Source organism: Variovorax paradoxus (genome assembly GCF_030811855.1).
GTDB lineage: Bacteria > Pseudomonadota > Gammaproteobacteria > Burkholderiales > Burkholderiaceae_C > Variovorax > Variovorax paradoxus_L.
Genome location: NZ_JAUSRN010000011.1, coordinates 176,697 through 202,164, shown reverse-complemented (window position 1 = coordinate 202,164; position 25,468 = coordinate 176,697). Strand labels below are relative to the sequence as shown.

Here is a 25,468-nt window from a genome sequence, read left to right as displayed (position 1 = left end):
CTGAAGAATCGAATCGGTCGATCAGTAGTAGCGCGAGCTGTTCATGCGGCGCATGGCTTCGTAGAGCGTCGGCATGCGGGCATCGTTGGCACGTGCGGCCTGGCGGGCCAGCGCGTCGACCTTGGCAACCGTGGCAATGGAAGCCGTGCCTTCCGACTGCTGGCGCCAAACGGCGGCTTGCAGTTCCTGCATCACGCGAGGGTCGCTGTGTGCGGTGGCCAGAAAGCGCTCGTCGGCGCGGTCGGCGGCGCGGCGCTGGGCTGCTGCACTCAACACGCCGCCAACCTTGGCCGCCGCATTGCGCAGCGAGCCGGCAAACAGCGCGGCGATGCCGAAAGCGGCGCCACAGAGCACGGCCCAGGCGGCGAGCAGAGCGCCTTCGTCCCAGTTGGAAACGAGCGTGTCAGCCACCACCAGCACCGCGGAAGCCACGGCGACGATCAGCAGGACAATCAGCGGACGCGAACCGTTCGCGCCGGCGCGGGCGGCCTGAATCTGGCCGAACAGCACTTCGGCGCGCTGGACGCCGGGGTGCACAGTGGGTTGGTCTACGTGGACGAAGCTGGTCATGATGAATCCCTCCAGGGATGAATGGCTGAGTGCCGATGTAGAGATATTAGGGTTTGCCCTAGTGTTTATCCACTTTATCTTTCTGATGTTTATCATTCACATCACTGATGGACGTAAATTTCCGCACCTTCGACCTGAACCTGCTCCGCGTCTTCGACGAGGTGATGGCGGAACGCAACCTCACGCGCGCCGCGCGGAACCTGTCGATCACCCAGCCCGCGGTGAGCAATGCGCTGCGCCGCCTGCGCGAAGTACTCGGCGACGAGCTGGTAAGCCGGTCGGGCGCGGGCGTCGAGCCCACGCCGCGCGCGCTGGCGCTCTGGCCCACCGTGCGCGATGCGCTGCGGCAGCTGCAGCACACGCTCGCGCCGGGCGAGTTCGATGCCTCGACGGCCGACACCACCTTTCTCCTGGCCATGGCCGATGCGACCGCTGCCGAGCTCATCCCAGGGCTGGTGAAAATCGTGGAGAAGGAAGCGCCCGCTATCTCGCTGCGCGTTCTGCCGCTTACTACCCGCGATCCGCGGCGGATGCTGGAGCAGGAAGAAGTCGACATGGCGATCGGCTACTTTCCGGCCGTGATCGCCAGCCTCGCGGCGCGTGGGCAGTCAGGCGTGGGGGTGGCATTCGAGACGCAGCGGCTCTATCTTGGCCAGTATGTCTGCGTGATGCGGCGCGGACACCCGCTCGCGGAGGCACCGCTCACGCTGGACGACTACTGCGCCGCGCGACACCTGCTCGTGAGTTTTTCGGGGCGGCCGTACGGCTTTATCGACCAGACGCTGGGCGCCTTGGGACGCGAACGGCGCATCGTGGTGACGGTGAATCAGTTCTTCACGGCAGGCCGAGTGGTCGCAAATTCAGACCTGCTCACGGTGCTGCCACGCCACTTCGTCACCGTGACCGGCATCGACGACCAGCTGGTGCTGCGCGACCTGCCCTTCGATCAGCCGATGGTGCACGTCGACGCCATCTGGCACCGGCGGGCCCAGCATGGGCATGCGCACGAATGGCTGCGCACCGCGCTGCTGCGCTCGGCCGCGGCAGCTTTCGCCGATTCGGTCCTCGGGCAAAAGGTGCCCGGCTGACCGGGGGTTTTAGCGAACGACCGACAGGTAGGCGGAGGCCGCAACGCGCAGTTCCTGCGCGTGGTGGGCGTCGAGGCCGGCACGGACGTCGGCGGTTTCCATCAGCGTCGCGGCATGGCTGGCCGGGTTGCTGTCATTGGAAGAACGGAAGAAGAAACGGGCCACTTGGGCAATGAGGCTGAACATGACAGTGCGCTGCTCTTGGCGGCGCTGGAGTGGTTGATGTCCCAAGAATAGGGGTTATCCCTAATATTTAAAGCCCCGCCTCATGCGCTTTATGCATGGGCTGATTCCTCTAGACTGACCTGCGATGAAGCTGCAACTGCTCTCCGACCTGCACCTGGAGTCCCACCCGCGGTTCCAGGCCGAGCCCGCGCCCGGCGCCGACATGCTGGTGCTGGCGGGCGACATCGGCTCCTACCAGCAGGGCTCCCGACTGACCGAACCGGATTTCGGGCTGGGCCGCTTCTCGCCCCGCAACGGCTGGCCCGTGCCGGTGATGTACGTACCGGGCAATCACGAATACGACAACACCGATTTCGACCAGACCCACGAGCGCCTGCGCGCGCTCTGCCAGGAACTCGACATTCTGTGGCTCGAGCGCGAAACGGCGGTCATCGAGGGCATCCGCTTCATCGGCACCACCCTCTGGGCCGACTTCGACGCGCTGGTGACCCCCACCGACGGCCTGGCGGACGCGCTCAAGAAACGCGGCAAGGCCATGCGTGCGGCCGACTTCTACCTGGAAAAAGCCGCCACGGTGCGCCATGGCCAGCCTTTCATGGCCGGCGCCATGCGGGAGCAGGGGTTGGCATGCCAGGCGTGGCTCGAAGCGGCGCTGGCCGAGCCGTTCGCCGGCACCACGGTGGCCATCACGCATTTCGCGCCCAGCCTCGCCAGTGCCGATCCGCGCTACGGCCTCACGCCGGGCACAGCCGGGTTCTGCAATTCGCTCGATGCGCTGCTGCCTCGCGCCCAGCTGTGGCTTCACGGCCACCTGCACTGCCCTTTCGACTACGTGAAGGACGGCTGCCGCGTGGTGGCCAACCCGCTCGGGTACCGGAGCAAGGGCGAGCAGGAAGGCTTCCGCCCGAACCTGCTGATCGAAGTGCCCTGACGCCGCGGCTAGAGCAGGTCTTCGCCCACGATGGGCAGCAGCAGCCAGTTCTTGAAGCGCAGCCAGAGAAACTCGCCGGGCTCGTCCTCGTGGACGATGTCGCCGCCCGCGTCGTCGTATTCCAGCCATTGCACGCGGCGGCCGTTGGGTGCGAGCCGCAGCCGGTAACCCAGGCTGACGCGCGCTCCGCTCAGAAGCTTTTCATAGTCGGCCACCAGTTCGGGGCTGTCGATCACAAGGCCCATCTCGGTGTTGACCGCGGCCGAACGGCGATCGAGATTCATCGAGCCGATGAAGAAACGCTCGTCGTCGATTACCGCGATCTTGGCGTGCAGGCGGCTGATCGACTGTCCGAAGTCGCCGAAGTGCCCCGAGCGCTTGGTGAGCATCGGCGCGATCTCGTAGATGGTGACGCCGATCTTCAGCATGTCGGCGCGATAGCGCTCGTAGCCTGCATAGGCCAGCGGCTCGTCGGTGGCGCCCAGCGAGTTGGTCACCACGGTAATGCGCCCGCCGCGCTCGATGGCCGCCTTCATCATGGCCATGCCGGGCGGGCCGGGAATGAAATACGGCGAGGCGATCTTGACTTCGCGCTTGCCCGAATTGATGACGGCCAGCGCTCCCTCGTTCACGCTGCCCGCATAGGCCGCACCGGGCGCGCGCGTGATCTTTGCAGGGTCGTCCACGAACAGCGTGAACGGCGCCCAGCGTAGATCGAGCTTGCCGGTGGTGAGCTGCTCGCCCACGGGCGACCTGTCCATCACGTCGCGCGGGCGGATCGGCACGTCGGGTTGCGCGGCGCTGGCAATAGCATCGAAGCGCTTCTGCGCCTCTTCCACCGTCATGCGCAGCGGCGCGATGCGCTCGATGGGCCACGCATGCTCGCTGTTCCAGTAGCGGTCGAACCCTTCGGACATCTTGCGCACCACCGGCCCGCTGGAGAGCACGTCCATGTCGATGAAGTTGGCCGCCGTACCGCGCATGAAGTATTCGTTGGCGATGTTGCGGCCGCCCGAGACGGCAAAGCTGTTGTCGGCCACCAGCAGCTTGTTGTGCATGCGGTGGTTGATGCGGCCGAAATCCGCAACCGAGAGCAAGAGACGCAGCGCGAGCGAGCCGGCCCGCGAAGGCAGCGGATTGAACAGCCGCACTTCGACGTTCGGAAACGCGGAGAACGTGGCGAACAACTCGTCCTCGCCGGCCGTGTAGAGGTCGTCCACCAGCAGGCGCACCCGCACGCCGCGTGCCGCCGCATCGCGCAGTTCGCGCAGCAGCAGCAGGCCGACGTCATCCTTCTCGATGAGGTAGTACTGCACGTCGAGCGACTTCTCGGCGTGCCGCGCAAGCGAAATGCGGGCGTCGAAGGCAAAGGCCGCTTCAGGGAGCAGCCGAAAGCCCGACATCGATGCGGCGCTATCGGACGCGCCAAGCCGCGCCAGCTGGCCAAGCGTGCTGCCGCCCACGTCGGTGATGGCCGCGGTGGGCTCGCGCGGCGATGGCGGTGGCAGCCCGGCGCAACCGGCCAGCCATGCCGAAGCCACGGCGACCCACACCAGGGCCGCGAGCCTGCGGATGAGGGAAGAGGCTGCCATGGCTCGACACTGTAGCCCGAAGCAGGCGCGGGCGTAGCCCTATGATCGCGCTCACAAAAAGGGAAAGAACACGCGTGCTCAACGGCTTGTGGCTGGGTTTCTTCGGAATGGCAATGCTGGCCGCGCTCGGCCGCTGGCTCGTGGGCGGCGATCCGGCCGTCTTTGCGGCCATCGTCGAAAGCCTCTTTGCCATGGCGCGGCTCGCGGTCGAGGTGATGGTGCTGCTGTTCGGCACGCTCACGCTCTGGCTCGGCTTCTTGCGCATTGCCGAGGCAGCCGGGCTGGTCGGCTGGATCGCGCGGCTGCTCGGCCCGCTCTTTCGGCGGCTGATGCCGGGCGTGCCGGCAGGGCATCCGGCGCTCGGGCTCATCACGATGAATTTCGCGGCCAATGCGCTCGGGCTGGACAACGCGGCCACGCCCATCGGCCTCAAGGCCATGCGCGAGCTGCAGCGCCTCAACCCCGACCCGGTTACGGCCACCAACGCGCAGATCTTGTTTCTGGTGCTCAACGCATCGTCGCTCACGCTGTTGCCCGTGACCATCTTCATGTACCGCGCGCAGCAAGGCGCGAGCGATCCGACGATGGTGTTCCTGCCGATCCTGCTGGCGACCAGCGCATCGACGCTGGTGGGCCTTCTCTCGGTGGCCGTGGCGCAGCGCCTGCGGCTGTGGGACCCGGTCGTGCTGGCTTACCTGGTGCCGGGCGCGCTGCTGCTGGGCGGCTTCATGGCCCTTCTGGGCACCTTGTCGGCGGCGGCGATTGCATCGCTCTCGTCGCTCATGGGCAATCTGGCGCTGTTCAGCGTGATCATCGTGTTCCTCCTGGCCGGGGCGATCCGGCGCATCAAGGTCTACGAATGCTTCATCGAGGGCGCGAAGGAAGGCTTCGACATCGCGAAGAACCTCCTGCCCTACCTGGTCGCCATGCTGTGCGCGGTGGGCGTGCTACGTGCCTCGGGCGCGCTCGACTTCGTGCTCGGCGGGCTGCGCTGGCTGGTCGACACGGGCGGGTGGGATTCGCGTTTTGTCGACGCGATGCCGACCGCACTGGTCAAGCCGTTCTCGGGCAGTGCGGCGCGTGCCATGCTGATCGAGACCATGAAGACCCAAGGCGTGGACAGCTTTCCCGCGCTGGTGGCCGCCACCATCCAGGGCAGCACCGAAACCACCTTCTACGTGCTGGCCGTGTACTTCGGCGCAGTCGGCATCCAGCGCGCGCGGCATGCTGTGGCCTGCGCGCTTGCGGCCGAACTGGCGGGCGTGGTGGCGGCGATCGCGGTCTGCTACTGGTTCTTCGGCTGAGCGGCGCGGACCGGCCCCGGTGACAGGGGTGATGCGGCCGGCCAAGCGGCCGCGCGTGCGCTGAGCCAGAATAGTCCTCTGCCTTTCAACGCTCCGCCTTCCTCGTGACCACCTCCCGCCGGGCCAAGCCCCCTTCCTTCTCGACCGAAGAATTCCGCAACGCGCTCGGTATGTTCGCCACCGGTGTGACCATCGTCACCGCGCGCTCGGCCGAGGGCGTGCTGGTCGGCCTCACGGCCAATTCATTCAACTCGGTGTCGCTCGAGCCGCCGCTGGTGCTGTGGAGCCTGGCGCGCGCGGCCGCCTCGATGGCGGCGCTCAGCACCGGCTCGCACTACGCCATCAACATCCTTGCGGCCAACCAGAAGCAGCTGGCCGAGCGCTTCGCCACCAAGAATATCGACCGCTGGGCCGACGTTGCCTTTACCGAAGGTTTGGGCGGCGCGCCGGTGCTGGCGGGCGCGGCAGCCAGCTTCGAGTGCTTCAACCGCAGCCGCTACGACGAAGGCGACCACGTGATCTTCGTCGGCGAAGTGGAGCGCTGCACGCACAACGCGGGCGCCTCGCCGCTGCTGTTCCACGGCGGGCGCTTCTACACGGAACATCCCCTGTGAACCGTCCTGCCGCACTCGCGTCCGCCGTGCTGCTGGCCGCGCAGGCCGCGGCGGCGCAGGAGGCGGCAGCACCGCTCAAGCAGAACTGGTTCGACGATCCGTTCTTCCGCATCTCCACCGGCTTGCCCGCCTGCACCCCGCCGGAAGGCCCGTTCTATACCGCCGAGGAACGGCGCGCCCAAACCCATTCGCGGCTGGAGCGCGGCACCAGCTGCTGGCTCGCGGGAAAGTGCGCCGACAGCAACGCCTACCGCTACGACAAGCCGCTCGCGCCCAAGGTGCGCGCCGCGCTGCTGGCCGTGCCGGGTGTGCGCAACGGCAGCGTGTGGGTGGTCATTCAGCGCCGCTGGGTCTACCTGCAAGGCTGCGTGCCCTCGGCTGCGCTGGCCCGCAAACTCGAGCGCGCCGCACGCGCTGTGCCCGACGTCGAAACCGTGGTGCCCGACCTGATGATTGGCACGCGCGGCAAGCCGCCCTACCGCGTGGCCGGCCAATGAACCAACAAACAGCAGCCGCAAGAACAGCGGCAACGACGACAAACACGCGACGAATGATCCAGCGCAAGACCCACCTCGACTCCCTCGCCATCGGCCTTCTGATCGCATGCTGCGCCTTCTGGGGTCTGCAGCAGATTCTCATCAAGACGACCGTGGCCGAAGTGCCGCCGCTCTGGCAAGCAACGATCCGCATGGTGGGCGCCGTGGCGCTGCTGTGGCTCTGGTGCGTGTCGCGCCGCGTGCCGCTCTTCGAGCGCGACGGAACGCTGCCGGGCGGCCTTTTGGTGGGGCTGCTGTTCGCGGGCGAGTTCGCGTGCATCTACCTGGGCCTGCAGCACACCTCGGCCTCGCGGCTCACGGTCTTCCTGTACACCGCGCCATTCTGGGTGTCGCTGCTACTGCCGCGTTGGGTGCCTTCCGAGCGACTGCGAGGCTTGCAGTGGCTGGGCCTCACCATCGCCTTTGCGGCCGTGCTGTTCGCGTTCAGCGAAGGCTTCGCGCAATCGAGCTCGAGCCAGTTGATCGGAGATGCAATGGGACTCGCGGGCGGCATGCTCTGGGGCGTGACCACACTGGCGCTGCGCACCACGCGCCTGGCCACCGCGAGCGCCGAGAAGTCCTTGTTCTATCAAGTCGGCGTGACCGCCGCGGTGTGCCCCGTGCTGTCACTGGCGCTCGGCGAAACATGGAGCTTCTCGTATTCGGCCTGGGCGTGGACCTCGATCGGCCTGCAGACCGTGGTCGGCGCGTTCGCGAGCTACCTCACATGGATGTGGCTGCTGCGGCACTATCCCGCCACGCAGATGTCGTCGTTCAGTTTCCTCACGCCGCTGTTCGCGCTGGTGTTCGGCGTGGTGCTGCTGGGCGAACCGCTCACGCTGCAGCTGATGCTCGCGCTGGCGGGCGTGGCGATCGGCATCGTAATGGTCAACCGGCGGAGGGCATAGGCATGAAAGACGCGGACTTCCAACCGGTGCTCGACGACATCGTCGGCACGCTGCGGCCGCTGCTGGGCCAGGCCGGCACCGTGGCCAGCTACATCCCCGCGCTGGCCTGCATCGACCCGCACCAACTCGGCATTGCGCTGCGCACCTGCAACGGCACCGAGGCTTTTGCTGGCGACGCCGAAACCCCGTTCTCCATCCAGAGCGTGTCGAAGCTCTTCACGCTCACGCTGGCCATGCAGCGCGTGGGCGAGGCACTGTGGGAGCGCATCGGCCGCGAGCCCTCGGGCAATCCCTTCAACTCGCTGGTGCAGCTGGAGAACGAACACGGCAAGCCGCGCAATCCGTTCATCAATGCGGGCGCCATCGCGGTGGCCGACCGCCTCGTGAGCCAGGCACTGCAGGCCGGGGGCAGCGCCAAGGCCGACATTCTTGCGCTGATGGGCAGCCTGTGCGGTGAGCCGATTTCGTTCGACGACGAGGTGGCACGCTCCGAAGCCGCGACCGGCTTCCGCAACATCGCGCTCGCCAACTTCATGAAGAGCTTCGGCAAGATCGACAACGACGTGGCCGTGGTGCTCGACACCTACTTTCACCAGTGCGCGCTGCGCATGAGCTGCCGCCAGCTCGCGCGCGCGGCGGCCTTCCTGTGCCGCGACGGTGCGCATCCGATCGACGGCCAGGCCGAGGTGACCGGCGAGCGGCAGACGCGCCGCATCAATGCGCTGATGCTCACCTGCGGAACCTACGATGCTGCGGGCGACGTGGCGTTTTCGATCGGCCTGCCCTGCAAGAGCGGCGTGGGCGGCGGCATCGTGGCCGTGGTGCCCGACCGTCTCACGCTCTGCGTCTGGTCGCCTGCGCTCGACGCAACGGGCAACTCGCTGCTCGGCATGAAGGCGCTGGAATTGTTCGTCGCGCGCACGGGGCTGTCGGTCTTCTGAGCAGCCTGCCTTGCAGGCGCAGGCGAAAATGGCCCGCGCACGAACACAAGCATCCGAATGACCGAAGCCACAGACTCCACCGACTCCGACACCCTTCCCCTGCAGGAACCCCGCCTCTGGCGCGACGGCCAATGGACCGCCCGCGTGATCAAGAACGAGGAAGACGACGGCTGGGCCGTCGAGATGACCCGCCACGGCGACCCCGAGCCGGCGCTGGTCGGCCCCTGGACCATGGGCCGCGACAAGAAGAACCCGAAGCCGCTCGATGGTCCCGCGTTTTCCACGCTGGTGAAGACCGCCGCCGAAGTGATTCGCCGCCACGAGCAGCAGCTGCACGCCACGCTCAACAAGAGCGTGACCGTTACCGCCCAGGGCGACCAGCGCGTGCGCGTGTCGCTCGCCATCGTGCCCGACGAGGACAGCCCCTCGGCCACGCTCACCGCGCATGACGATGCGGATGACACCGAGCTTGCCAGCGTCAACGTCTCACCCGCCTTCCGGCTCACCGCCGCCAGCGCCGCGGACTGGATCGAATCCGATTACGCACGGCCCCGCTGATCGCGCCCCGCAATCAGCGAAGTGACGTATGGGCCGCCCGCAACGGGCTGAGAACAATCGGTTCCGGCGACACGAATCCAACCCCGGCTGAATCAGAGCTGCCGGAAAGCCGTCAGCACCTGCAGCACGCTTTGCGTCGCGCCATCGAGCAGCGCCCGCTGGCGGTGCGCGATGCCCAGGCGGCGCGTGAGCCTGGGCGTGATCGGCAGGATCTGCATGCGCTCGTTCAGCGCCGCGTCGGTGGTCTCCTGCAGCGGCAGCAGAGCCGCGCCGTAGCCGGCCGCCACCAAGCTGCGGATGGCCGCGTCGTAGTTGAGTTCGATGCGCGCACGCGGTGCGAAGCCGGCCGCCGCGAACCACTCCATCGAGAGCCGATACATGTGCGTGGTGGCATCGTTGAAGATCAGCGGCTGCGACGCGAGCCATGCCGGCGTGACGCGCTTGGGCGCCTTCCAGCGCTGCGGTACGAACGCCATCATGGCCTGGTCGCACCACGGCGTGACGGCGATGTCGCGCTGCGGCGGCTGCGGGATGGCCACCAGGCCGATGTCGAGCGTGCCGGCGGCCAGCCGCGCCATTGCCTCGTACGAGCCGAGGATGCTCACCTCCACGTCGATGCCCGCGTGACGAGCCCCCAGGGCTTCGAGCACTTGCGGCAATAGGTCGACCACCACGCCGGTCGAAGTGCCGAGCCGCACGCGGCCGGTGCGGCCTTCGGCCTGGCGCTTGACCGCCTCGACGGCATCGTCGGTGTCGCGCAGCAGCTTGCGCCCACGCTCGACCAGCGCCGCGCCGGCCGCCGTGGGCGTGACGCGGCGGTTGCCGCGTACCACCAGCGGCGCGCCCAGGCGCGATTCGAGTTCGCTGATGTGCAGGCTCACGGTCGGCTGCGCCAGATGCAGCGCCTTGGCTGCGGCCGAGAAGGTGCCCAGATCGGCAATGGCGATGAGCGTGCGCAGCTGGTCGAGGTTGAGTTGTCGCATCAGAAAAGCTGATTGAATGTGTCAGGAATCTCAACTTCCACAATAGCACGCATCGCCGCAAGATGAGCGCTCCCCCACAAGGAGCCCATCGTGACAGCGCCGACGCACTCGCCCTTTCATCAACGCCTGATGCATGCCCTGCGCAGCTGGCGCCGCCGCGCCGCGGAGCGCCGCCGCGGCCGCGCGGACACGCAGCACCTGGCCGGCATGAGCGATCACGAGCTGCGCGACCTGGGCATCGGCCGCAGCCAAGTGCAGGGAGCGGTGGACCGCGACAGGTTCTGAAGAAAGCGCCCGCGCTTGGCTGCCCCGGAATTTGAGGTTCAATCCGGGGCGTGCCAAAGCCTGCTGCCCCTTCCCCCCTTTCGATCGAACTCACTTCGCCGCAATCGGTGAATGGCCAGCGCGCGGCGTTCCAGTCGCTCTGGCTGCTCGCACGCATGAAGCACGCGCACGATGCCGAGGGCGGCCTGGTGCGGCTGGCCGATCTCCGCGGCGAAGTGTCCGATGCGAGCACGCTGCGCATGGTCGTGAGCCGCGCGTTCCGCGACTTCAAGGCATGGAACATCGAGGTCGGCTGGGGTGAGGACACGCAGCGCGAACCGCGCTTTCTCAACGCCGAGCGGCGCAGCCAGGGCCCCTTCTGGCTGCCGGCGCTCGAGGCGAAGCGCGTGCGCATGCTGGTTAGTGGCCGCGCGGCCACGGCGGCCGAGGTCGCTTCTTTTCTCGGACTTCGCTCGCGCAAGATGCGTTCAGCAGAGCCCGGCTCGTCGACACCGCCCGATGCGGTGCACCTGCAGGACGCCGCCTTCTGGAAGCAGCTGGTCGCCTCGCAGCAGGCGGCGCGGCAAGGCAGGCTCATGGCGCCGGTGGCAGGTGGCAGCGCGGCCGGGTCACCGGCCAGCGCATTGGAGTCAATCCGCCTCGCCGGCACATTGGCCGCGACCGACTTTCAACGCGCGCTGGTCACGCTCAACGAGGCCATGCTGTGGCGCCGCCTCGGCGACAACGAACAGGCGCGCCGGCGGCTGCAGGCGTTGAAGAAGCAGCGCCTCGCCCACCACGTTGCGGGCAACGACTACCTGGGCGCGATGGAATGCATCGTCTCGGCCTGGTGCGCCTACACCGCGCGCGACCTGCCGCTCGCGCAGTCGCTCCTTGCCGGCATGGCCGACGATGCCGCGCGCGGACTGGTGCTGCGACACCACCCCGACGTGCGCTTCGAATGGTGCAACCTCTGGGCCCTGGTGTGTCGCTCGCGCGCATTGGCGCTCGCCGCCGACGACAGGCCCGCGGCCGCCGCGCTCGCCGAAGAATCGCTGCAGCGTTTCGGCGAAGCCTTGGCCGCGGCCTTCGAATCACACTCCTTCGACGCGGCGCAACACGTGGCCGCCAACATGGGCATGGCTGCGTGGCTGTTCGACCGCGTGGGCCTCTCGGACCTGCCGGCGCTCGCGCGCGACGGATACGCCGACACCATGCGCCGCGCCGTTCAATGGATCGCCTTCAGCGAATGGCTCTGCGGCCACACCGACGGCCAGGGCCGCTCGGCCTGGAATGCGATCTACCTGATGCGCATCGCGCGCGGGCATTGCAGGCCCGAGAAGCAACCTATGCTCGTGCAGTTCCGCGCGCAGAAACCGCTGGACCCGGCGGCAATCTCCAAGCTCGCCGGGCCGCTGGCCGATGCCTTCGATGCCGCGCATTGGCCCGTACGCTGGGTCGAAGTGGCGCAGGCGCGGCTGGCCGACCACCAGGCCGGTCGGCGGCGCTACCCCGGCCTGCAGCATTGCAGCCTTCTGTTCGAGCACGCCTGGTATGCGGCGCATGCGGGCGACCTGAAGGCGGCCGAACAGTCGCTGGGATCGCTGCGCGAGGCATTGCCGCAGCTGGTGCCGAGCGACCGCGCCTATTTCACCGAATCGTGGAACGACACCTTGCCGGCCGAGCTGGTGCTCGAAACGAAGCCGCCGCGGCGGCCGGCGGTGCGCAAGAAGGCCTCGCCTCGAAACAGCTGATCAGCGCGCTGCAGGCGCCCCGGTCGACTTGCGCACTACGAGTTCGGGGCGCAGCACCACGGTCGACGCCGACATCGCGTGACCGTCGATCTCCTCGAACAGCATCTCGGCCGCACGCCAACCCAGTTCGCGGTGCGGCAGGCGGATGGTGGTGAGCGGCGGATCGACCATGTCGACCAGCGGCATATCGTTGTGGCCGGTGATAGAGATGTCCTTCGGCACGCGCAGGCCGGCTTGGCGCAGCGCGTCGTAGGCGCCAAGCGCCACCAGGTCGTTGCAGCAAACCACCGCTTGCGGCGCGGCCCCGGCTTCGAGCATCTGCTGCATCGCCATCGCGCCGGCCTCGCGGCTGTAGCTTGCGCACTCGACCACGCGGAACGGCTTCATGCGGTGGTCGCGCAGCGCCTGCTCCACGCCCAAACGACGGCCCACGCCAGTGGGAATGTTCTGTGGGCCGGCGAGATGCGCGATGCGCTTGTGGCCCAGGCCCACGAGATGGTCGACCGCGAGCTTCATCGCAAGCCGGTCGTCGCTCACCACGGCGGGGAGCCGACCGGTTTCATCGGCGCGGTTGACCAGCACCGCGGTCATGCCGGCTTTGGTGACGAAGTCGACCAGCGGATCGTCGCGCGTGGCCGTGGCCAGGATCACGCCATCGACGCGCTGCGCCAGCATGCGCTCGAGCACGGGCCGCGCGAGCGCAGGGTCGACCACGTTGGTGACGAACACGAAGTAGCCGCGCGCCGCCGCACTGGCCTCGATGCCCTGCAGGATGGGCGGGAACACCGCGTTCGTGATGTCGGGCACCAGCACGCCGATGGTGTGGGTGCGTCCGGTGCGCAGGGCCGAGGCCGCGCGGTTGGGCCGATAGCCCAGGCGCTGCGCCGCCTCTTCGACCACGCGCAGCACCTCGTCGCTGATCAATGAGCGCTTGTCCGGGCTGAGCGCGCGCGAGACGGTCGACACATGCACGCCGGCGGCGCGCGCAACGTCGCGGATGGTGACGGGAGAAGAAGGCGGGCTGGTGCTCATGGGCTGATTGATGCAAACGATTGTCGGCAAGGTAGGACTGAGAACCGGCCGCTTGCCATTCCCAGCCTTCCGAACAGGGTCATTTTACTTTTCCGCATTTTGGACTAAGATCATGCAAACGATTGCAAAGACCACGCATGAACATCGCCACCTCTCCCGACTCGGTGCTGGGCTTCGCGCTCGAAGCCATGGCAGGCACACCCGACCCACGGCTGCGCACCGTGATGGACGCCCTCACCCGCCACCTGCATGCCTTCGTGCAGGAGGTGAAGCTGACCGAGGAAGAGTTCGAGCAGGCGCTCGAATTCATCGTCGCCATCGGCCAGGCCACGGGCGAAAAGAAGAACGAGGTGGTGCTGGCGGCCGACATCCTCGGCGTGTCCACGGTGGTGGCGCTGCAGAACAACCAGGACCCGCACGGCGAATCGCCGGCCGCGCTGCTCGGGCCTTTCTGGCGCGCGAACTCGCCCGCCTGCGCGCAGGGCGACAACATCGCGCGCTCAGGCACGCCGGGCATTCCGCTTGCCGTATCAGGCACGGTGCGCAATGCGCAAGGCGAACCGGTCGCGGGCGCCACGGTCGATGTGTGGCAGGCCTCGCCCATCGGCCTCTATGAAAACCAGGATCCGGCGCAGGAAGACATGAACCTGCGCGGCCGCTTCACGACCGATGCAGAGGGGCGCTTTCATTTCCGCAGCGTGCGGCCGGCTGGCTACCCGGTGCCGACCGATGGGCCGTGCGGCGTGCTGCTGCGCGCGCAGCAACGCCACCCGAACCGGCCCGCGCACCTGCACTTCATGGTGAGCAAGCCGGGGCACAAGGTGCTGGTCACCCAGGTGTTCGCCGACGACGACGAGAACCTGGAGAGCGATCCGACCTTCGGCGTGACGCGGCGGCTGATCGGCCGCTTCGCGCTGGCACCCGATGGCAAGACCGCCACGCTGCAGTACGACTTCCAGCTCGAGCCCGGCGAGATGAAGTTCCCTCGTCCGCCGATCCCCTGATTCCACAACTCCTCTTCATCCCATGAGCTTCGACCCTGTTTCCAGACTCGACGGCAAGGTTGCCGTGATCACCGGCGGCCTCGGCGCCATCGGTTATGCCACGGCCGTGCGGCTCGCCGCGCTCGGCGCCACCTGCGTGCTGCTGCACCGCAAGGGCGACGAAGCGGCTGCGCGTGCTGCCGCCCTGCCCTCCGCGCAAGGACAACGCCACTGTGCGATCCGCGCAGACATCGTCGATACACCGAGCCTGCAAGCCGCAGCCGCAGAGGTAGAAGCCACTCATGGCCGCTGCGACATCCTGGTCAACAGCGCGGGGCACACGCAGCCCGTGCCGGCCGGGGACCTCGACGCGCTGACCGACGAGCTCATCGACGACATCGTGCGCGCCAACTTCCGCGGCGTGTTCGCGACCATCCGCGCCTTCGCGCCGATGCTGAAGCAGAGCGGCGACGGACTCGTTGCCAACATCTCGTCGATCGCGGGCTTCACGGGTGTGGGCAGCAACCTGGCGTACGTCGCGGCCAAGGCGGGCCTCGACGTGGTGGGCGATGCGCTGGCCAAGGCGATGGCACCGGCCGTTCGCGTGGTGTCGGTATCGCCGGGTGCGGTCGAGTCGGGCTTCGTGCCGGGCCGCGGCGCCGAGTTTGCCGGCAAGATGGCGAGCACCACGCCACTCGGGCGGATCGGCAAGCCCGACGACGTGGCCGCCGCGGTAGAGGCGCTGGCAACGACGATGCGCTTCGTCACCGGCACGCGCATCGTGGTCGACGGAGGGCGCCATCTGTGAGCGCCGCCAAGACCCTCATCACCTGCGCCGTCACGGGCAACCTCGTGAAGCCCGAGCAGACGCCGCACCTGCCGATCACGCCGGTGCAGATCGCCGACGAATGCCTGGCCGCCGCGGAAGCCGGCGCGGCGCAAGTGCACATCCACGTGCGCCATCCCGAAACCGGAAAGCCGTCGATGGAGGTCGAGCTCTACCGCGAGGTGGTCGACCGCATCCGCCGCAAAAACCGCGAGCTGATCATCAACCTTACGACCGGACCCGGCGGGCGCTACATACCGAGCGAGGACGATCCGAAGATCGCCGCGCCCGGCACCACGCTGCTGCCGCCGGAGAAGCGCGTGGAGCACATCGCGCTCATCAGGCCCGACGTGTGCTCGCTCGATCTCAACACCATGAACTCGGGCCCGGACGTGGTGATGAACACGCCGAAGAATGTGCGCCGCATGGCCAAGGTAATCCGCGAGGCGGGCGTGAAGCCAGAGTTGGAGATCTTCGATTCGGGCGACATCAACCTCGCGCTCGACCTGATTGCGGACGGCACGCTCGACGGCCCCGCGATGTGGACCTTCGTGCTCGGCGTGAAATACGGCTTTGCGCCCACGCCCGAGACACTGCTATATGCCCGCAACATGCTGCCGCGCGGTGCCTTCTGGAGCGCCTTCGGCATCGGCCGCATGGAGTTTCCGATCGTCGCGCAGGCGTGGCTTCTGGGCGGCCACGTGCGCGTGGGCATGGAAGACAACATCTACCTCGAGAAAGGCGTGCTTGCCGAAAGCAACGCACAACTCGTGGCGAAGGCACGCGACATCCTGCTGAGCCTGGGCGGCGAGATTGCCAACCCGCGCGAGGCGCGCGCGATGCTGGCATTGCCTGGTGTGGGGAGCTAGGAGATGACGTCTTGTTCTGTTCTTGAGGTGAGCTGTTCAGGGCGCGCTCCCGCCGACGGGGTACCTTGCTCCGCGAATGTCCCCCGGCCTGCGGCCTCCTCCTTTATTTCGCTGCGCAAGGCACCCCGCCAGCGCGAGCGTTGCAAAGAGCGGTCGTTGATCGAGCGGAACAACCGCAGCGCTTGGTGTGCACAGGGCGCCGGGTGCTCCCCGCAGCGAAATAAAGGAGGAGCCGAAGGCGGGGGACATTCGCGGAGGGGAGTACCCGGTGGCCTTTGCACGCGCCCTGAACGAACGACACCGGAACACAAGCGAGCCGCAACACAACACGCGGTCGAACACTGAGATGAGCCTCGCCCCAATGCACACCCCAAACACCTCCCGCGCACTGCGCGTAAACGAAAAAGCCGTCAACCTCGACGCGCTGCAACTCGAAGCCGCATCGCAGCCAGAACCCACCGCCCCCCCCGGCCATGCCGTGGTGCAAGTCGCGGCCGCAGCCGTGAACCCGAGCGACGTGAAAGCCACCCTGGGCATCATGCCGCAGGCCGTGTGGCCGCGCACCCCGGGGCGCGACTTTGCGGGCACCGTGGTGGGTGGTCCCGTCGAATGGATCGGCCGCGAGGTCTACGGCTCGGGCGGCGACATCGGCATCACGCGCGACGGTTCGCATGCACGCTTCCTCGTGCTGCCCGAAGCAGCGCTGCGCGCCAAGCCCCAGGGCATCTCGATGGACGAGGCCGGGGCAGTGGGCGTGCCCTTCGTCACCGCGTATGAAGGCTTCCGGCGCAGCGGCATGCCGCAGGCCGGGCAGACCGTGCTGGTGCTCGGCGCCAACGGCAAGGTCGGCCAGGCGGCGGTGCAGCTGGCCTCGCAGGCCGGTGCGCGCGTCATCGCGGTACAGCGCCGCGCCGGACCCTTCGAAGGCTTTGCGAGCGGGCCTGTCGATGTGATCGATGCGCGCCAGCATGCCGACGTGGGCGCGCAGGTGCGTGAACTCACCGACGGGCGCGGCGCGAACATCGTCTACAACACCGTGGGCAGCGCCTACTTCGAGGCCGCCAACAAGGCGATGGCCAAGGGCGCGACGCAGATCTTCATTGCCACGCACGAACGTGCCGTGCCCTTCGACATCTTCGCGTTCTACCGCGGCATGCACACCTTCGTGGGCATCGACTCGCTCGCGATGGACTGCGTCGCCTCCACCGCACAGCTCGATGCGATGCGCGAAGGCTTCGAGCGCGGCACGCTCAAACCCTTTCCCGTGGCACGGCACTTCACTCTCGACGAAGCCATGGACGCCTACCAGCTGGTGCTTTCGGGCAGCACCGACCGCGTCGTGCTGCGGCCCTGAACGACTGAAAGGAACACCGCCATGCATGTGACTCGTTTCAGCGAAGCGCCGCACTACGAAGCGCCCAACCATTTCGACATGCGCTGCCTGCGCCTGCAGGGCAAGGAGGCCGGGCCCTCGACGCAGATGTGGATGGGCATGAGCCAGATCCTGCCCGGCGGCCACACGGGCCTGGATGGTTCGCCGATGGAAAAACTTTATCTCGTGCTCGAAGGCCAGCTCCACGTGATCGGCGAGCTCGACGGCGCGCACCAGGACGAAGTGCTCGGCCCCTACGACAGCTGCCGCTTCGCGCCTGGCGAAAAGCGCCAGTTGGAAAACCGCGGGAACCGGCCGGTGTTGGTGGCGCTGGTGATGCCGAACGCGCCGCCGGCCGCTTAGCGCCCTCCTCTTTCCCCGTCATTCATCGCTCACCCAAACAAATCAACGGAGACAAGACGCATGAAGAAGACATTCAACCCGAGCCGCCGGCAGGCGCTCGCGATGGCCGCGGCACTCGCGGCCTGCACACTCGGCGGCGCCCACGCGCAGGGCGCATGGCCGGGCACACAACCCATCAAGCTGGTCGTGCCCTTCACCGCAGGCAGCGGCACCGACATCGTCGCGCGGCTGGTGGCCGAGAAGCTCGGTCCCGCGCTGGGCACCAGCGTGGTGGTCGACAACAAGCCCGGTGCGGGCGGCACGCTCGGCGCGGCCATTGCAGCCAAGGCGCCGGCCGATGGCTACACGCTGCTGGTGCATTCGGCGGGGCACCTCGTCAACCCGTGGATCTACAAGGGTTTGTCGTACGACACCATCAAGGACTTCACGGGCATCACGCCGATGGCGAGCCTGCCCAACGTGCTGGTCACCGCGCCTTCGCACTTCGCGAACGTGCAAGACCTTGTCGCCAAGGCGAAGGCCAAGCCGGGCAGCTTCAACTACGGCTCCGCGGGCAACGGCTCGGCCACGCACATGAACGCCGAAGTGTTCCGCCTCGCGGCCGGGGTCGACGCGCAGCACGTGCCCTTCCGCGGCACGCCCGAAGCCATGACCGAGGTGATGGCCGGCCGCGTCGACTGGTTCTTCGCGCCGATGGTGTCGGCCCTGCCGCTCATCAAGAGCGGCAAGCTGCAGGCGCTGGCGGTTGGCACGGCCAAGCGCTCGCCGGCACTACCGGATGCGCCCACCACTGTGGAAGCCGGCGTGCCGGGCTCCGAGTATTTGTTCTGGGTCGGGCTCTTCGCCCCCGGGAAGACGCCGCAACCGGTGGTGGACCGCCTGCAGGCCGAGGTCGCGAAGATCATGGCCTCGCCCGAACTCAAGGAGCGACTCGACAAGCTCGGCGCGGAGCCCTTCACCATGCCCTCGGCGCAGTTCAACAAGTTCATCGCCGACGAAACAGCCAAGGCGCAGCAGGTGGTCAAGGCAGCCAGCATCAAGGTGGATTGAGCATGCTGCGCACCTTTTTGGCGATGGCTGCGGCCACCGCATTGCTGCTGCCGATCGGCACGCAGGCACAGCCGGCCGATCTCATCGTCAGCAACGCGAAGATCGCGACGCTCGACGCCGCCTCGACCACCGCGCAGGCACTGGCCGTGCGCGAAGGCCGCATCGTGGCCGTCGGCGGAGCCGGCGAGATGCGCGCGTTCTCGGGACCCAACACTCGCACCGTCGATGCCGGCGGCCGCACGGTGATCCCCGGCCTCATCGACTCGCACATGCATGCGGTGCGCGCGGCGCTGAGCTACTCGACCGAGGTCAACTGGATTGGCGCCGGCACCATCGCCGAAGCCATGGCGCGCATCCGCACCGCGGCCTCGCGTGCGCGGCCCGGCGGCTGGCTCATCGTCGCGGGCGGCTGGACCGAGCAGCAGTTTGCCGAGCGCCGCCGTCCCACCATGGCCGAACTGCAAGAGGCCGCGCCGGAGCACCCGGTGTATGTGCAGCTCTTCTATGAAGCGGTGGTGATGACGCCGAAGGCGCTCGAAGCGCTCGGGGTTCCCGCGGGCACGCTGCCGGCCGGCATGAAGCCCGCGGCCGACGGCGCACCGGGCTGGATGACGGGCGATATCGTCGGCATCTCGGCCCTGTTCGACAAACTGCCCAAGCCGACCTACGCCGACAACGCGGCCGGCACGCGCGCCTTCTTCAGCGAGCTGAACCGCCTCGGCATCACCGGCCTGGTGGACCCGGGCGGCTTCAGCATCGCGCCTTCGCAGTACGCGGCGCTGTTCGAGCTGTGGCGCGAAAAGGCGCTGACGCTGCGGGTGGCCTACAGCGTGTTCGCGCAGAAGCCCGGCGCCGAGCTGCAGGAGTTTCGCGAGCTGACGCAGATGCTGCCGATGGGTTTTGGCGACGACATGCTGAAATTCAACGGCCTTGGCGAACGCGTGACGCTCGCGATGTACAACAACAATTTTCCCGACGCGGCGGCGAAGGAAGAGTTTTACGAACTGGTCAAGTGGGCGGCGACGCGCAAGCTGGCCGTCACCATCCACTGGCAGGAGAACGGATCGATCGACCATCTGCTCGGGCTGTACGAAAAGCTCAATGCCGAGGTTCCGATCAAGGAGCTGCGCTGGTCGATCGCCCATCTCGACGACGCCTCGCCGGAAACCCTGGCGCGCATGAAAGCGCTGGGCATCGGCTGGACGATGCAGGACGCGATGTACTTCCAGGGCGATCGCGCGCTCACCGTGCGCGGCGAGGCGGCGCGCCGCATGCCGCCGATCGGCAGCGCATTGCGCGCGGGCGTGAACGTGGGCGCCGGCACCGATGCGCACCGTGTGGCGTCGTACAACCCCTTTGTCGCGCTGCAATGGATGCTCGATGGCAAGACCGTGAGCGGCAAGGCCATGCGCGGCGCCGACGAAACACCGACGCGCGAACAGGCGCTGCGGCTCTACACGGCGGGCAGCGCATGGTTCAGCTTCGACGAGGCGAAACGCGGCACGCTCGAAGTGGGCAAGCTCGCGGACTTCGCGATCCTCGACCAGGACTTCTTCACCGTGCCGGCGGAGCGCATCGGCAAGACGGTGTCGCTGATGACGGTGGTGGGTGGTCGCGTGGTCTATGCCGCGCGGCCCTTCGATGCAGCGGGCGCCTCGGTCGCCGTGGCGCCATAGGGTTGAGCGAGCGCCCGCCGCACGCGCTCGCGCAGCACCGGCAGCACATCGCTTTCGAACCACGGATGGTGCTTGAACCAGCCGGTGTTGCGCGGCGACGGATGCGGCAGCGGCACGAAGCGCGGCGCGTACTCTGCAAAGGCCTCGACGGTCTCGGTCACGTTGCTCTTGCGCGCAGTGCCCAGGAAATGGCGCTGCGCATATTGGCCGATCAAGAGCGTCAACTCGATGTTCTTCATCTGCGCTAGCAGGCGCCCGTGCCACAGCTCGGCGCATTCCCTGCGCGGCGGCAGGTCGCCGCTGCTGCCGCGGCCCGGATAGCAATAGCCCATCGGCATGATCGCGACCTGCGTGGCGTCGTAGAACACCTCGCGCTCGATGCCGAGCCAGCGGCGCAATTGCTCGCCGCTCTTGTCGTTCCATGGCAGGCCGGTGGCGTGCACGGTCATGCTGGGCGCCTGGCCGACGATGAGCAGACGCGCGCTGGCGCTGGCCTGCACCACCGGCCGCGGACCGAGCGGCAGGTGCGCGGCGCAGGCTCGGCAGTTGCGGATTTCCGCGAGGAGCGCGTCCATGGCACCAGCCAACGCGTTACTTGGACGACGCAGCGGACGCGGAGAACGGCCTGAAGAATCCGTCGAGGTCCGCACCCACCGCAGCACCCGCAAAACCGTCGAAACGTCCCTGCTCGGCGAGTGCGCGCGCGGCGCGGTCGAAGCCGCCCCAGGCCGCGCGTGCGAGCGCGCCTCCCACGCTGACCCGCCGCACGCCGAGTTCTGCAATGTCCTGCATGGTGAGCTCGCTGGCCCAGCCGATCAGCAGGTTGACGGGCTTGGGCGCCACCGCGGCGACCACTGCCGCGATCTGCTCGCGCGTGCGGATGCCCGGTGCGTAGAGGCAGTCGGCACCGGCCTCGGCATAGGCCTTGAGGCGCGCGATGGCGTCGTCGAGGTTGGACCGGCCGACGAAGAAATTTTCTGCTCGGCCCACCAGCAGCGTGTCGCCGCCGGCCGCATCGATGGCACCGCGCGCCGCGCACAAACGTTCGACCGCGACATCGATCTCGAAGAGCGGATCCGCCGGATTGCCGGTCGAGTCCTCGATCGACAGGCCGGCCACGCCGGTGTCGATGGCGAGCCGCACGCTCTCGGCCACTTCTTGCGGCCCAGCCCCGAAGCCATTTTCGAAGTCCGCGTTCACGGGCAGGTCGGTCGCGGCGACGATGTCGCGCAGGTGCGCCAGCACGACGTCGCGCGACTGGGCGCCGTCGGACAGGCCCTGCGACCACGCATGGCCCGAGCTCGTGGTGGCCAGCGCCTTGAAGCCCAGGCCCTGAAGGTAGCGTGCGCTGCCCGTGTCCCAGGGATTGGGGACGGCGAAACAGCCTTGCGCGTGAAGCGCGCGGAACTCGGCGCGCTTCTGCGCGGTGGTACGGGTCATGAAAGCCTCGTCTTTCTTGCGTGCAAAGCATCCGTTTTTAACGCAACGCCGCAGACATTGCGCGCCTGCACCTTTCGGTGTTCTGATCGGTCCCCATGCCTCACGTCATCCTTCTCTTCGTCCATCTTCTCGCCGCCGCCTTCTGGGTCGGCGGCATGGCCACCCTGCACTTCGCGGTGCGCCCCGCCGCCGTGTCCACGCTGGAGCCGCCGCTGCGCCTGCGAACCATGGCGGCGGCGCTGCGGCGCTTCTTCATCGGCGTGGATGCGGCCGTCACGCTGCTGTTCGTGACGGGCGTGGCGATGATCCTGCTCGCGGGCGGTTTTCGCACGGTGCACTGGCGCGTGGAGGCCATGATGAGCATCGCCATCGTGATGGCCGGAATTTATGTGTACATCCGCGCCTCGGTGTTCAAGGCCCTGCGGCGCGCGGTGGATGAAAGCGCGTGGCCCGTTGCAGCAGGGCGGCTCGACATGATCCGTAAGCTGGTGAGCCTGAACCTCGCGCTCGGCGTGGTGGTGTTCGGCGTGGCGATCCTGGGGCGCGCCGGCTAGACCAGCTAGACGCTGCTGCCGGTCGGGCCTTTCAGCTCCACGCCATTGCCGTCGGGATCGGCGATGTAGATCGAAGGCCCATTGCCCTCGGCGCCAAAATTATTCTGCACCTCGCCGTGCACCGGCACGCCATGCTGTGCCATCAAGGCGCGAATTGCTGCTTCATCGAAAGGCTGGATGCGCAGGCAGAAGTGATCGACGTTGCGCCCTTCCTTGCCGGCAAGCGCGCCGCCCTGGCGGCCGAGCGGGCCTTCGTGCGTGACGAGATCGATGAGACTCGAGCCGGCACGCAAATGGACAAGCCCCAGGTCGTCGCGGCGCTTTTCAATTTCGCAGCCCAGCACGTCGCGATAGAAGGCGATGGCGCGCTCCACGTCCTTCACGCGCAGCACGATGTGGTCGATGCGCAGCACCGAGAAGGGTGGGCTGTGCATCGGCTCCGTCATGGCCTGCGTTCCTTTCTCAGACCACGCCCGCCGAGCGCAGCGCATCGAAGCGCGCGGCATCGATGCCGAACTCGGCCAGCACCTCGCGCGTGTGCTGCCCGAGCGCCGGCGGCGCGTGGCGCAGCACGGGCGGCGTGGCCGTGAGGCGCAGCGGGCTCGCCACGCCGGTGATGCTTTCGATGCCGTCGCCCGCATCACGCGGCAGCGTGACCGCCAGGCCGCGCGACTTGACCTGCGCGTCGTCGAAGGCCTGCGCGATGTCGTTGATCGGCCCGCAGGGCACGGCCTTGTCCTCGAGCAGCGTGACCCAGTCGACGGTGGTGCGCGTGCGCGTGAGCTCTTCCATCATCGGAATGAGAACGCCGCGGTGCTTCACGCGCAGCGTGTTGCTGGCAAAGCGCGCGTCGGCCGCCCACTCCGCGTGGCCGGCCGCTTCGCAGAAGCGTGCGAACTGGCCGTTGTTGCCGATGGCCAGCAGCATCGAGCCGTCCAGCGTCGGAAAATCTTGATAAGGCGCCAGGCTCGGGTGCGTGTTGCCCTGGCGCTCGGGCGCCTTGCCGGTGTTGAGAAATGCGCTGGCCTGGTTCGCGAGGATGGCCATGCCCACGTCGAGCAGCGCCATGTCGATGTGCTGGCCTTCGCCGGTGCGGTCGCGCACCTGCAGCGCCGCGAGGATGGCGGTGCTCGCATAGACGCCGGTGAACAGGTCGGTGAGCGCCACGCCCACGCGCAGCGGGCCGCCGCCGGGCACGTCGTCGGGACGGCCGGTGATGCTCATCATGCCGGTCATGGCCTGGATCATCAGGTCGTAGCCCGCGCGCTCGGCGTAGGGGCCGTCGTGGCCGAAGCCGGTCACGCTGCAGTAGATGAGCCGCGGGTTGGCCGCGCGCAGGCTTTGCTGATCGAGGCCGTATTGCTTGAGGCCGCCGGTCTTGAAGTTCTCCACCACGATGTCGGCCTGCGCCGCCATCTGCTTGAGCAGCGCTTGCCCATCGGCCGTGGCCATGTCGACCGTGACCGAGCGCTTGTTGCGGTTGCACGCGGTGAAGTAGCTCGCCTGGTCGGTGTCGTTGCCGTTCGCGTCCTTGATGAACGGCGGGCCCCAGGTGCGCGTGTCGTCGCCCACGCCGGGGCGCTCGATCTTGATGACGTCGGCGCCCAGGTCCGCGAGGATCTGAGTGCACCACGGGCCCGCGAGCACGCGGGACAGATCGAGGACCTTGATGCCGTCGAGTGCTGCGGGCTTGGCTGTCATGCGCTCTCGGATCAGTTGGCGAAGGCGGCGATGCCGGTGATGGCGCGGCCGAGGATCAAAGCATGGATGTCGTGCGTGCCTTCGTACGTGTTGACCACTTCCAGGTTCACGAGGTGGCGGGCCACGCCGAACTCGTCGCTGATGCCGTTTCCGCCCATCATGTCGCGCGCCAGGCGGGCGATATCGAGGGCCTTGCCGCAGTTGTTGCGCTTCATGATCGAGGTGATCTCGACCGAGGCCGTGCCCTCGTCCTTCATGCGGCCCAGGCGCAGGCTGCCTTGCAGGCCCAGCGTGATTTCGGTCTGCATGTCGGCCAGCTTCTTCTGGATGAGCTGGTTGGCGGCGAGCGGGCGGCCGAACTGCTTGCGGTCCAGCGTGTACTGGCGGGCGCGGTGCCAGCAGTCTTCGGCGGCGCCGATTGCGCCCCACGAGATGCCGTAGCGCGCGCTGTTGAGGCAGGTGAACGGGCCCTTCAGGCCTTGCACTTCAGGGAACGCGTTTTCCTCGGGGCAGAACACGCCGTCCATCACGATCTCGCCGGTGATGCTGGCGCGCAGGCCGACCTTGCCGTGAATGGCGGGGGCCGAGAGACCCTTCATGCCCTTCTCGAGCACGAAGCCGCGGATCGGACCCACGGTGCCGCTTTCGCTGACTTCCTTGGCCCACACCACGAACACGTCGGCGATGGGCGAGTTGCTGATCCACATCTTGGCGCCGCTGAGCGAATAGCCGCCCGGCACCTTCTTGGCACGCGTGACCATGCTGCCGGGGTCGGAGCCGTGGTCGGGTTCGGTCAGGCCGAAACAGCCGATCCATTCGCCGGTGGCGAGCTTGGGCAGGTACTTCTGCTTTTGCGCCTCGGTGCCGAATTCGAAGATCGGCACCATCACGAGCGAGCTCTGCACGCTGGCCATCGAGCGGTAGCCCGAATCCACGCGCTCGACTTCGCGGGCGATCAGACCGTAGGCCACGTAATTGAGGCCGGGGCCGCCGTACTGTTCGGGAATGGTCGGGCCCAGCAGGCCGAGCGCGCCCATTTCGCGAAAGATGGCCGGGTCGGTTTCGCCCGTGCGGAAGGCTTCGATGACGCGGGGCGCGAGGCGCTCCTGGCAGTAGGCATTGGCCGCGTCGCGGATCATGCGTTCTTCGTCGGTCAGTTGCTGGTCGAGAAGAAGGGGGTCGTCCCAGTGGAATTGCGCTTTGGCGGCCATGTGGCTGTCTCCGGTATTGGGGAAAAACGAAAAAGAGGGGGAATGGGGTCGATCCTAGCCATGCAACGGGCCGGGCGCAAACGATGAATCCTCACCCAGATATGCACTGAACGCACATCTCGCATGGGCTCGTAAAGACGTTTCCATTGGTGGCAGCACCAC

The 25,468-nt window shown here is 67.6% G+C and carries 28 protein-coding genes; 18 read left to right on the top strand and 10 right to left on the bottom strand.

The features are described from left to right. Positions 1 to 21: 21 nt before the first annotated feature. Positions 22 to 570, bottom strand: coding sequence for a hypothetical protein (locus tag J2X92_RS20720; RefSeq protein ID WP_307578281.1), 549 nt, complete (start codon positions 568 to 570; stop codon positions 22 to 24). A gap of 107 nt (positions 571 to 677) precedes the next feature. Between J2X92_RS20720 and J2X92_RS20715 the strand changes: the two genes are divergently transcribed. Continuing rightward, the gene (locus J2X92_RS20715) at positions 678 to 1,658 is read left to right on the top strand and encodes a LysR family transcriptional regulator (protein WP_307578279.1); all 981 of its coding nucleotides are present in this window, start codon (positions 678 to 680) and stop codon (positions 1,656 to 1,658) included. A gap of 9 nt (positions 1,659 to 1,667) precedes the next feature. On the opposite strand, the gene J2X92_RS20710 is transcribed toward J2X92_RS20715, so the two are convergent. Beyond that, on the bottom strand, positions 1,668 to 1,844 hold the full coding sequence (locus J2X92_RS20710) for a hypothetical protein (RefSeq protein WP_307578277.1): 177 nt from the start codon (positions 1,842 to 1,844) through the stop codon (positions 1,668 to 1,670). 124 nt (positions 1,845 to 1,968) lie between these two features. Between J2X92_RS20710 and J2X92_RS20705 the strand changes: the two genes are divergently transcribed. Further along, positions 1,969 to 2,775 (top strand): metallophosphoesterase, encoded by an 807-nt coding sequence (locus J2X92_RS20705; protein WP_307578276.1) that lies wholly within the window; start codon positions 1,969 to 1,971, stop codon positions 2,773 to 2,775. An 8-nt stretch (positions 2,776 to 2,783) separates the two neighbouring features. On the opposite strand, the gene J2X92_RS20700 is transcribed toward J2X92_RS20705, so the two are convergent. Then, positions 2,784 to 4,367, bottom strand: coding sequence for a phospholipase D family protein (locus J2X92_RS20700; RefSeq protein ID WP_307578274.1), 1,584 nt, complete (start codon positions 4,365 to 4,367; stop codon positions 2,784 to 2,786). Between the two features lie 74 nt (positions 4,368 to 4,441). Between J2X92_RS20700 and J2X92_RS20695 the strand changes: the two genes are divergently transcribed. From J2X92_RS20695 to J2X92_RS20670, 6 genes are all read left to right on the top strand, one after another. Beyond that, a complete protein-coding gene (locus J2X92_RS20695) occupies positions 4,442 to 5,671 on the top strand; it encodes a nucleoside recognition domain-containing protein (RefSeq protein ID WP_307578272.1) in 1,230 nt (409 codons plus the stop codon). A gap of 104 nt (positions 5,672 to 5,775) precedes the next feature. Continuing rightward, a complete protein-coding gene (locus J2X92_RS20690) occupies positions 5,776 to 6,285 on the top strand; it encodes a flavin reductase family protein (protein WP_307578270.1) in 510 nt (169 codons plus the stop codon). Further along, positions 6,282 to 6,782, top strand: a complete 501-nt coding sequence (locus J2X92_RS20685; protein ID WP_307578268.1) for a BON domain-containing protein — start codon at positions 6,282 to 6,284, stop codon at positions 6,780 to 6,782. The genes J2X92_RS20690 and J2X92_RS20685 overlap by 4 nt, the downstream gene beginning before the upstream one ends. A gap of 53 nt (positions 6,783 to 6,835) precedes the next feature. Continuing rightward, complete coding sequence (locus tag J2X92_RS20680; protein ID WP_307578265.1) at positions 6,836 to 7,729, top strand: DMT family transporter; 894 nt, start codon at positions 6,836 to 6,838, stop codon at positions 7,727 to 7,729. 2 nt (positions 7,730 to 7,731) lie between these two features. Beyond that, positions 7,732 to 8,670 (top strand): glutaminase, encoded by a 939-nt coding sequence (locus J2X92_RS20675; RefSeq protein ID WP_307578263.1) that lies wholly within the window; start codon positions 7,732 to 7,734, stop codon positions 8,668 to 8,670. Between the two features lie 57 nt (positions 8,671 to 8,727). Continuing rightward, positions 8,728 to 9,228 (top strand): hypothetical protein, encoded by a 501-nt coding sequence (locus J2X92_RS20670; protein WP_307578261.1) that lies wholly within the window; start codon positions 8,728 to 8,730, stop codon positions 9,226 to 9,228. Positions 9,229 to 9,320: 92 nt separating this feature from the next. Here J2X92_RS20670 and J2X92_RS20665 read toward each other — a convergent pair whose 3' ends face one another. Next, positions 9,321 to 10,211 carry a LysR family transcriptional regulator gene (locus J2X92_RS20665; RefSeq protein ID WP_307578259.1) on the bottom strand — a complete coding sequence of 297 codons (891 nt, stop codon included), beginning with the start codon at positions 10,209 to 10,211 and terminating at the stop codon, positions 9,321 to 9,323. 90 nt (positions 10,212 to 10,301) lie between these two features. On the opposite strand from J2X92_RS20665, the gene J2X92_RS20660 reads away from it, so the two are divergent. After that, positions 10,302 to 10,496 carry a DUF1127 domain-containing protein gene (locus tag J2X92_RS20660; protein ID WP_307578258.1) on the top strand — a complete coding sequence of 65 codons (195 nt, stop codon included), beginning with the start codon at positions 10,302 to 10,304 and terminating at the stop codon, positions 10,494 to 10,496. A gap of 50 nt (positions 10,497 to 10,546) precedes the next feature. Further along, positions 10,547 to 12,229 (top strand): hypothetical protein, encoded by a 1,683-nt coding sequence (locus J2X92_RS20655; protein WP_307578256.1) that lies wholly within the window; start codon positions 10,547 to 10,549, stop codon positions 12,227 to 12,229. Here the strand turns inward: J2X92_RS20655 and J2X92_RS20650 are convergent, their stop codons facing one another. Then, positions 12,230 to 13,261, bottom strand: coding sequence for a LacI family DNA-binding transcriptional regulator (locus tag J2X92_RS20650; protein ID WP_307578254.1), 1,032 nt, complete (start codon positions 13,259 to 13,261; stop codon positions 12,230 to 12,232). A gap of 137 nt (positions 13,262 to 13,398) precedes the next feature. On the opposite strand from J2X92_RS20650, the gene J2X92_RS20645 reads away from it, so the two are divergent. From J2X92_RS20645 to J2X92_RS20615, 7 genes are all read left to right on the top strand, one after another. Beyond that, the gene (locus tag J2X92_RS20645) at positions 13,399 to 14,265 is read left to right on the top strand and encodes a dioxygenase family protein (RefSeq protein ID WP_307578252.1); all 867 of its coding nucleotides are present in this window, start codon (positions 13,399 to 13,401) and stop codon (positions 14,263 to 14,265) included. Positions 14,266 to 14,287: 22 nt separating this feature from the next. Then, positions 14,288 to 15,052 carry an SDR family NAD(P)-dependent oxidoreductase gene (locus J2X92_RS20640; RefSeq protein WP_307578249.1) on the top strand — a complete coding sequence of 255 codons (765 nt, stop codon included), beginning with the start codon at positions 14,288 to 14,290 and terminating at the stop codon, positions 15,050 to 15,052. Next, a complete protein-coding gene (locus J2X92_RS20635) occupies positions 15,049 to 15,939 on the top strand; it encodes a 3-keto-5-aminohexanoate cleavage protein (protein ID WP_307578247.1) in 891 nt (296 codons plus the stop codon). Before J2X92_RS20640 ends, J2X92_RS20635 begins: the two co-directional genes overlap by 4 nt. 361 nt (positions 15,940 to 16,300) lie before the next feature. Continuing rightward, on the top strand, positions 16,301 to 17,293 hold the full coding sequence (locus tag J2X92_RS20630; RefSeq protein ID WP_307578245.1) for a quinone oxidoreductase family protein: 993 nt from the start codon (positions 16,301 to 16,303) through the stop codon (positions 17,291 to 17,293). Between the two features lie 21 nt (positions 17,294 to 17,314). Continuing rightward, a complete protein-coding gene (locus J2X92_RS20625) occupies positions 17,315 to 17,674 on the top strand; it encodes a cupin domain-containing protein (RefSeq protein ID WP_307578243.1) in 360 nt (119 codons plus the stop codon). 60 nt (positions 17,675 to 17,734) lie between these two features. Beyond that, positions 17,735 to 18,724, top strand: a complete 990-nt coding sequence (locus J2X92_RS20620) for a Bug family tripartite tricarboxylate transporter substrate binding protein (RefSeq protein WP_307578241.1) — start codon at positions 17,735 to 17,737, stop codon at positions 18,722 to 18,724. A gap of 2 nt (positions 18,725 to 18,726) precedes the next feature. After that, on the top strand, positions 18,727 to 20,400 hold the full coding sequence (locus J2X92_RS20615) for an amidohydrolase (RefSeq protein WP_307578239.1): 1,674 nt from the start codon (positions 18,727 to 18,729) through the stop codon (positions 20,398 to 20,400). Here the strand turns inward: J2X92_RS20615 and J2X92_RS20610 are convergent. Next, a complete protein-coding gene (locus J2X92_RS20610) occupies positions 20,346 to 20,975 on the bottom strand; it encodes a uracil-DNA glycosylase family protein (protein WP_307578237.1) in 630 nt (209 codons plus the stop codon). The two genes, J2X92_RS20615 and J2X92_RS20610, sit on opposite strands and share 55 nt — an antisense overlap. 16 nt (positions 20,976 to 20,991) lie before the next feature. Beyond that, positions 20,992 to 21,840 (bottom strand): isocitrate lyase/PEP mutase family protein, encoded by an 849-nt coding sequence (locus J2X92_RS20605; protein ID WP_307578235.1) that lies wholly within the window; start codon positions 21,838 to 21,840, stop codon positions 20,992 to 20,994. A gap of 95 nt (positions 21,841 to 21,935) precedes the next feature. On the opposite strand from J2X92_RS20605, the gene J2X92_RS20600 reads away from it, so the two are divergent. Further along, positions 21,936 to 22,394 (top strand): CopD family protein, encoded by a 459-nt coding sequence (locus J2X92_RS20600; RefSeq protein ID WP_307578233.1) that lies wholly within the window; start codon positions 21,936 to 21,938, stop codon positions 22,392 to 22,394. Between the two features lie 5 nt (positions 22,395 to 22,399). On the opposite strand, the gene J2X92_RS20595 is transcribed toward J2X92_RS20600, so the two are convergent. From J2X92_RS20595 to J2X92_RS20585, 3 genes are read right to left on the bottom strand one after another with little or no spacing between them, the layout of a single operon-like run. After that, positions 22,400 to 22,840, bottom strand: a complete 441-nt coding sequence (locus J2X92_RS20595; RefSeq protein ID WP_307578231.1) for a VOC family protein — start codon at positions 22,838 to 22,840, stop codon at positions 22,400 to 22,402. A gap of 16 nt (positions 22,841 to 22,856) precedes the next feature. Next, complete coding sequence (locus J2X92_RS20590) at positions 22,857 to 24,095, bottom strand: CaiB/BaiF CoA transferase family protein (protein WP_307578229.1); 1,239 nt, start codon at positions 24,093 to 24,095, stop codon at positions 22,857 to 22,859. Between the two features lie 11 nt (positions 24,096 to 24,106). Next, complete coding sequence (locus J2X92_RS20585) at positions 24,107 to 25,306, bottom strand: acyl-CoA dehydrogenase (protein ID WP_055807009.1); 1,200 nt, start codon at positions 25,304 to 25,306, stop codon at positions 24,107 to 24,109. Between the last annotated feature and the right edge of the window lie 162 nt (positions 25,307 to 25,468).

Bases quoted from the DNA above. Each gene is read 5' to 3' on its own strand.
- J2X92_RS20720 (WP_307578281.1), bottom strand. From the start codon at position 570: ATGACCAGCTTCGTCCACGTAGACCAACCCACTGTGCACCCCGGCGTC.
- J2X92_RS20715 (WP_307578279.1), top strand. From the start codon at position 678: ATGGACGTAAATTTCCGCACCTTCGACCTGAACCTGCTCCGCGTCTTC.
- J2X92_RS20710 (WP_307578277.1), bottom strand. From the start codon at position 1,844: ATGTTCAGCCTCATTGCCCAAGTGGCCCGTTTCTTCTTCCGTTCTTCC.
- J2X92_RS20705 (WP_307578276.1), top strand. From the start codon at position 1,969: ATGAAGCTGCAACTGCTCTCCGACCTGCACCTGGAGTCCCACCCGCGG.
- J2X92_RS20700 (WP_307578274.1), bottom strand. From the start codon at position 4,367: ATGGCAGCCTCTTCCCTCATCCGCAGGCTCGCGGCCCTGGTGTGGGTC.
- J2X92_RS20680 (WP_307578265.1), top strand. From the start codon at position 6,836: ATGATCCAGCGCAAGACCCACCTCGACTCCCTCGCCATCGGCCTTCTG.
- J2X92_RS20675 (WP_307578263.1), top strand. From the start codon at position 7,732: ATGAAAGACGCGGACTTCCAACCGGTGCTCGACGACATCGTCGGCACG.
- J2X92_RS20670 (WP_307578261.1), top strand. From the start codon at position 8,728: ATGACCGAAGCCACAGACTCCACCGACTCCGACACCCTTCCCCTGCAG.
- J2X92_RS20665 (WP_307578259.1), bottom strand. From the start codon at position 10,211: ATGCGACAACTCAACCTCGACCAGCTGCGCACGCTCATCGCCATTGCC.
- J2X92_RS20650 (WP_307578254.1), bottom strand. From the start codon at position 13,261: ATGAGCACCAGCCCGCCTTCTTCTCCCGTCACCATCCGCGACGTTGCG.
- J2X92_RS20645 (WP_307578252.1), top strand. From the start codon at position 13,399: ATGAACATCGCCACCTCTCCCGACTCGGTGCTGGGCTTCGCGCTCGAA.
- J2X92_RS20640 (WP_307578249.1), top strand. From the start codon at position 14,288: ATGAGCTTCGACCCTGTTTCCAGACTCGACGGCAAGGTTGCCGTGATC.
- J2X92_RS20630 (WP_307578245.1), top strand. From the start codon at position 16,301: ATGCACACCCCAAACACCTCCCGCGCACTGCGCGTAAACGAAAAAGCC.
- J2X92_RS20625 (WP_307578243.1), top strand. From the start codon at position 17,315: ATGCATGTGACTCGTTTCAGCGAAGCGCCGCACTACGAAGCGCCCAAC.
- J2X92_RS20620 (WP_307578241.1), top strand. From the start codon at position 17,735: ATGAAGAAGACATTCAACCCGAGCCGCCGGCAGGCGCTCGCGATGGCC.
- J2X92_RS20615 (WP_307578239.1), top strand. From the start codon at position 18,727: ATGCTGCGCACCTTTTTGGCGATGGCTGCGGCCACCGCATTGCTGCTG.
- J2X92_RS20610 (WP_307578237.1), bottom strand. From the start codon at position 20,975: ATGGACGCGCTCCTCGCGGAAATCCGCAACTGCCGAGCCTGCGCCGCG.
- J2X92_RS20605 (WP_307578235.1), bottom strand. From the start codon at position 21,840: ATGACCCGTACCACCGCGCAGAAGCGCGCCGAGTTCCGCGCGCTTCAC.
- J2X92_RS20600 (WP_307578233.1), top strand. From the start codon at position 21,936: ATGCCTCACGTCATCCTTCTCTTCGTCCATCTTCTCGCCGCCGCCTTC.
- J2X92_RS20595 (WP_307578231.1), bottom strand. From the start codon at position 22,840: ATGACGGAGCCGATGCACAGCCCACCCTTCTCGGTGCTGCGCATCGAC.
- J2X92_RS20590 (WP_307578229.1), bottom strand. From the start codon at position 24,095: ATGACAGCCAAGCCCGCAGCACTCGACGGCATCAAGGTCCTCGATCTG.
- J2X92_RS20585 (WP_055807009.1), bottom strand. From the start codon at position 25,306: ATGGCCGCCAAAGCGCAATTCCACTGGGACGACCCCCTTCTTCTCGAC.